Annotated in this window: 3 protein-coding genes; 1 reads left to right on the top strand and 2 read right to left on the bottom strand. The window is 67.9% G+C overall.

Annotated features, from left to right (window positions below):
- Positions 1-734 (bottom strand): hydroxymethylbilane synthase (gene hemC / locus ACDELDRAFT_RS19375; RefSeq protein WP_005799732.1); only part of this gene is annotated, 734 nt, incomplete at its 3' end.
- A gap of 136 nt (positions 735-870) precedes the next feature.
- On the opposite strand from hemC, the gene ppc reads away from it, so the two are divergent.
- A complete protein-coding gene (ppc, locus tag ACDELDRAFT_RS19370) occupies positions 871-3,660 on the top strand; it encodes a phosphoenolpyruvate carboxylase (protein ID WP_005799731.1) in 2,790 nt (929 codons plus the stop codon).
- Between the two features lie 80 nt (positions 3,661-3,740).
- Here the strand turns inward: ppc and ACDELDRAFT_RS19365 are convergent.
- Positions 3,741-4,660, bottom strand: a 920-nt coding sequence (locus ACDELDRAFT_RS19365; RefSeq protein WP_040329930.1) for an AI-2E family transporter, incomplete at its 5' end; no start/stop codon positions are given.

Below are 4,660 nucleotides of genomic sequence, written 5' to 3'. Positions count from 1 at the left end.
ATCGAGCAGCTGCCGCCCATGGCGCGGCTGACGGCGCGTTCGGCCGTCACGGTGAGCCAGGTCTCCTGGTGCGCCAGTGGCGCCAGGGCCTCGATCAGGTCTTGGCGGTCGCTGCGAATCTCGATGCCCAGGGCGCCCTGGCCTGCGGCCGGCAGCATGGCGGTGGTGGCGAATTCGGTGCGGATGCGCTCTTGCAGCCCCAGGCGCTTGAGGCCTGCCGCCGCGAGCACGATGGCGTCATACTGGCCTTCGTCGAGCTTGCGCAGGCGCGTGTCGAGGTTGCCGCGCAGCGGCTCGATGCGCAGGTCGGGACGCAGCGCCTGCAGCAGCACCTGGCGGCGCAGGCTCGATGTGCCCACCACGGCACCTTGGGGCAAGGCCTCGAGCGATGCGTAGCGGGGCGAAACGAAGGCATCGCGGGGGTCCTCGCGCTCCATCACGCAGGCCAGGGCAAAGCCTTCGGGCAGCTCCATGGGCACGTCTTTCAGCGAGTGCACGGCGATGTGGGCGCGGCCTTCTTCGAGCGCCACTTCGAGCTCTTTCACGAACAGGCCCTTGCCGCCCACCTTGGAGAGGCTGCGGTCGAGTATCTGGTCGCCCTGGGTGGTCATGCCCAGCAGTGACACGGTATGGCCGCGCGCGCGCAGCAGGGCCTGCACATGTTCAGCCTGCCACAGGGCCAGGCGGCTTTCGCGGGTGGCGATCACCAGGGGGGGGAGGGAGGTCGGGCTCAAGTTCGTAACCTATTTGTAATCATTGGGCAGATAGCGATGCTAGCATCGCCCCGCACCGGTGGCCGGTGCCCGCAGGGGCCTGCGCAGTGGGCTGGCAGCGGCCGGCCGCCCACCCCCACCAACGGAGACACCCCCCATGAAGCGATCCGACAAGGACCAGCCCCTGATTGACGACATCCGCCTGCTGGGCCGCATTCTGGGCGACGTGATCCGGGAGCAGGAGGGGGTGGAGGCCTACGAGCTGGTCGAGCAGGTGCGCAAGCTCTCGGTGGCCTTCCGCCGCGATGCCGACCAGGAGGCCGACCGCGCGCTCAAGAAGCTGCTCAAGTCGCTGTCGGGCGACCAGACGGTGAGCGTGATCCGCGCCTTCACCTATTTCAGCCACCTGGCCAACCTGGCCGAAGACCGCCACCACATCCGCCGCCGCGCCGTGCACGAGCGCGCGGGCGATACGCAAGAGGGCAGCATCGAGGTGGCCCTGTCGCGCCTGCGCTGGGCTGGCATTGCGCCCAAGACCATTGCGCAGACGCTGGCCAGCAGCTACGTGGCGCCGGTGCTCACGGCACACCCCACCGAGGTGCAGCGCAAGAGCATCCTGGACGCCGAGCGCGACATTGCGCAGTTGCTGTCCACCCGCGACGATATCCAGGTGCGCGCACAGCTCTACAACAGCGCCAAGGACGCCCTTACCCCCCGGGAGCTGGCTGCCAACGAAGCCCTGCTGCGCGCCCGCGTGGCACAGCTGTGGCAAACGCGCCTGCTGCGCTACAGCAAGCTCACCGTGGCCGACGAGATCGAGAACGCGCTGTCCTATTACGAATCCACCTTTCTGCGCGAGATTCCCAAGATCTATGCCGATCTCGAGCGGGAACTGGGCCAGTATCCGGTGCACAGCTTTCTGCGCATGGGCCAGTGGATCGGCGGCGACCGTGACGGCAACCCCAACGTCACCGCACAAACCCTGCAGCACGCCCTGCGCAGCCAGGCCGACATGGCGCTGCGCCACTACCTCACCGAGGTGCACTACCTGGGCGGCGAGCTTTCGCTGTCGGCGCGCCTGGTGACGGTATCGCCCGCCATGGAGGCGCTGGCCCTGCGCTCGCCCGACACCAGCGAGCACCGCCAGGACGAGCCCTATCGCCGCGCCCTGACCGGCATCTACGCGCGCCTGGCGGCCACGCTCAAGGAACTGACGGGCGGCGACGCGGCCCGCCATGCCGTGGCGCCGCAAAACGCGTATGCCGGCGCCGCCGAGTTTCTGGCGGACCTGCGCGTCATCGAGGCATCGCTGGAATCGCACCACGGCAAGGCGCTGGCGGCCGAACGCCTGCACCCGCTGATCCGCGCCGTCGAGGTGTTCGGCTTTCACCTTGCCACGGTGGACCTGCGCCAAAGCTCCGACAAGCACGAGGAAGTGGTGGCCGAGCTGCTGGCCACGGCCCGCATCGAGCCGAACTACAGCAGCCTGCAGGAGGCCGCCAAGCGCGCTCTGCTCATCAAGCTGCTCAACGATGCACGCCCGCTGCGCGTGGTGGGGGCCGAATACTCGGCCCACACGCAGGGCGAGCTGGCCATTTTCGAGACCGCCCGCGTGATGCGCGAGCGCTTTGGGCACGAGGCCATCCGCCACTACATCATCAGCCACACCGAAACGGTGAGCGATCTGCTCGAAGTGCTGCTGCTGCAAAAGGAAGTGGGGCTGGTGCGCGGCACGCTGGATGAAGAGTCACACAATGACCTGATAGTGGTGCCTTTGTTCGAGACCATCGAAGACCTGCGCAATGCCGCGCCCATCATGCGCGAGTTCTATGCCTTGCCCGGCGTGGCGGCGCTGGTGCAGCGCAGCGGCGGCGAGCAGGACATCATGCTGGGCTACAGCGACAGCAACAAGGACGGCGGCATCTTCACTAGCAACTGGGAGCTGTACCGCGCCGAGATCGCGCTGGTGGAGCTGTTCGACGAGCTGGACACCAGCCACGGCATCCAGCTGCGCATGTTCCATGGCCGCGGCGGCACGGTGGGGCGTGGCGGCGGTCCGAGCTACCAGGCCATCCTGGCGCAACCCCCGGGCACCGTGCGCGGCCAGATCCGGCTCACCGAGCAGGGCGAGGTGATTGCTTCGAAATACGCCAACCCCGAAATCGGCCGCCGCAACCTCGAAACCCTGGTGGCCGCCACGCTGGAAGCCACGCTGCTGCAACCCACCAAGTCGGCCACCAAGGCGTTCCTGGATGCGGCCGCGCGGCTTTCGCAGGCCAGCATGGGCGCCTACCGTGCGCTGGTGTACGAAACCCCGGGCTTCACCGACTATTTCTTCAATTCCACCCCCATCCGCGAGATTGCCGAACTGAACATCGGCTCGCGCCCCGCATCGCGCAAGGCCAGCCAGAAGATCGAAGACCTGCGCGCCATTCCCTGGGGCTTCAGCTGGGGCCAGTGCCGCCTTACGTTGCCGGGCTGGTTCGGCTTCGGCGCCGCGGTGGAGGCCTTTGTCAACGCCGAGGGCAAGGACCCCAAGGCCCAGCTGGCGCTGCTGCAGAAGATGTACCGCCAGTGGCCTTTCTTCCGCACACTGCTGTCCAACATGGACATGGTGCTGGCCAAGAGCGACTTGGCCCTGGCGTCGCGCTACAGCGAGTTGGTGACGGACACGCGCCTGCGCAAGAAGGTGTTCAGCACGATCGAAGCCGAGTGGCACCGCACAGTGGACGCGCTCACGCGCATCACCGGCGACAAGCAGCGCCTCACGCACAACACGGCGCTGGCACGCTCCATCAAACACCGCTTTCCGTACATCGACCCGCTGCACCACCTGCAGGTCGAGCTGGTGCGCCGCTGGCGCGCAGGGCAGGGGGACGAGCGCGTGCAGACGGGTATCCACATCTCCATCAACGGTATCGCGGCCGGGTTGCGCAACACGGGTTGAGGCGCGGCGGCGCGCGAAAGGCGCTGCCCGTGGGGTAACGGTTCGGGGCAGGCCGCCTGCGGACGGGGCTGCCCCGCCGGCTAGTCGCCCAGCAGCTCGCCGATGGCCTTGAGGTCTTCCACCCGGTCGCAGACGGCCTTCACGGCCATCATGACCGGGATGCCCAGCAGCAGGCCCCACAGCCCCCAGAGCCAGCCCCACACCAGCACGCTCACGAACACAGCCACAGGGCTCATGCTGCTGGCGCGGCTGGTCAGCCAGGGCGTGATGAGCTGGCCCACGATGGTGTGGATGACGAGCGAGGCACCGCCGACGGCCAGCGCCATGTCCAGCGTGCCAAACTGCAAAAAGCCCACCAGTGCCGATGCACCGGTGACCAGCACGGAACCGATGTAGGGCGCAAGGTTGAGCACGCCCGCCGCCACCGCCCACACGGCCGCGTTCTCCAGCCCCAGTGCCCAGAAGGCCAGCCCCGTGGCAATGCCCACGAGCACGCTGGTGAACACCTGCAGCAGCAGGTAGCTCTGAATCTGCGCGGTGATCTCGTTGAGCACCTGCATCGTGACCTTCTTGCGCTCGAGGCTGGTGCCGGCGATGCGCACCAGCTTGCGCCGCACCAGGTTGCCCGAGGCCAGTGAGAAATAAGTGAGAAAGACCACCACGGTGAGCTGGCCCAGCGCCGACATCAGCCCCATGGTGCCGCTCCAGAGGTAGTCGCGGATATTGAACGACGGCCGCTCGATCACTACGCGCTGCACCCCGCGGCGCGGCGGCGCGGCGGTGCTGTTTTCGGCGGCGGCCTGTTCGATCTGTGTGGCGGCTTTCTGCACGGTTTCGAGCGGGCTGCTGCCGCCCGTGCGCTGGCGCAGGCTGTCGCGCACCTTCTTGGCGGCCACCGGCATCGAGTTGACCAGTTCGACGGCGCCGTCGCTCAGCGACCAGGCGGTGCTGGCCAGCCCCGACAGCAACGCCAGCAGCAGCATGCCGGCGCCGAGCCAGC

The sequence above is a fragment of the Acidovorax delafieldii 2AN genome (genome assembly GCF_000175235.1).
Classification (GTDB): domain Bacteria; phylum Pseudomonadota; class Gammaproteobacteria; order Burkholderiales; family Burkholderiaceae_C; genus Acidovorax; species Acidovorax delafieldii_B.
This window is presented reverse-complemented; position numbering and strand designations above follow the sequence as displayed.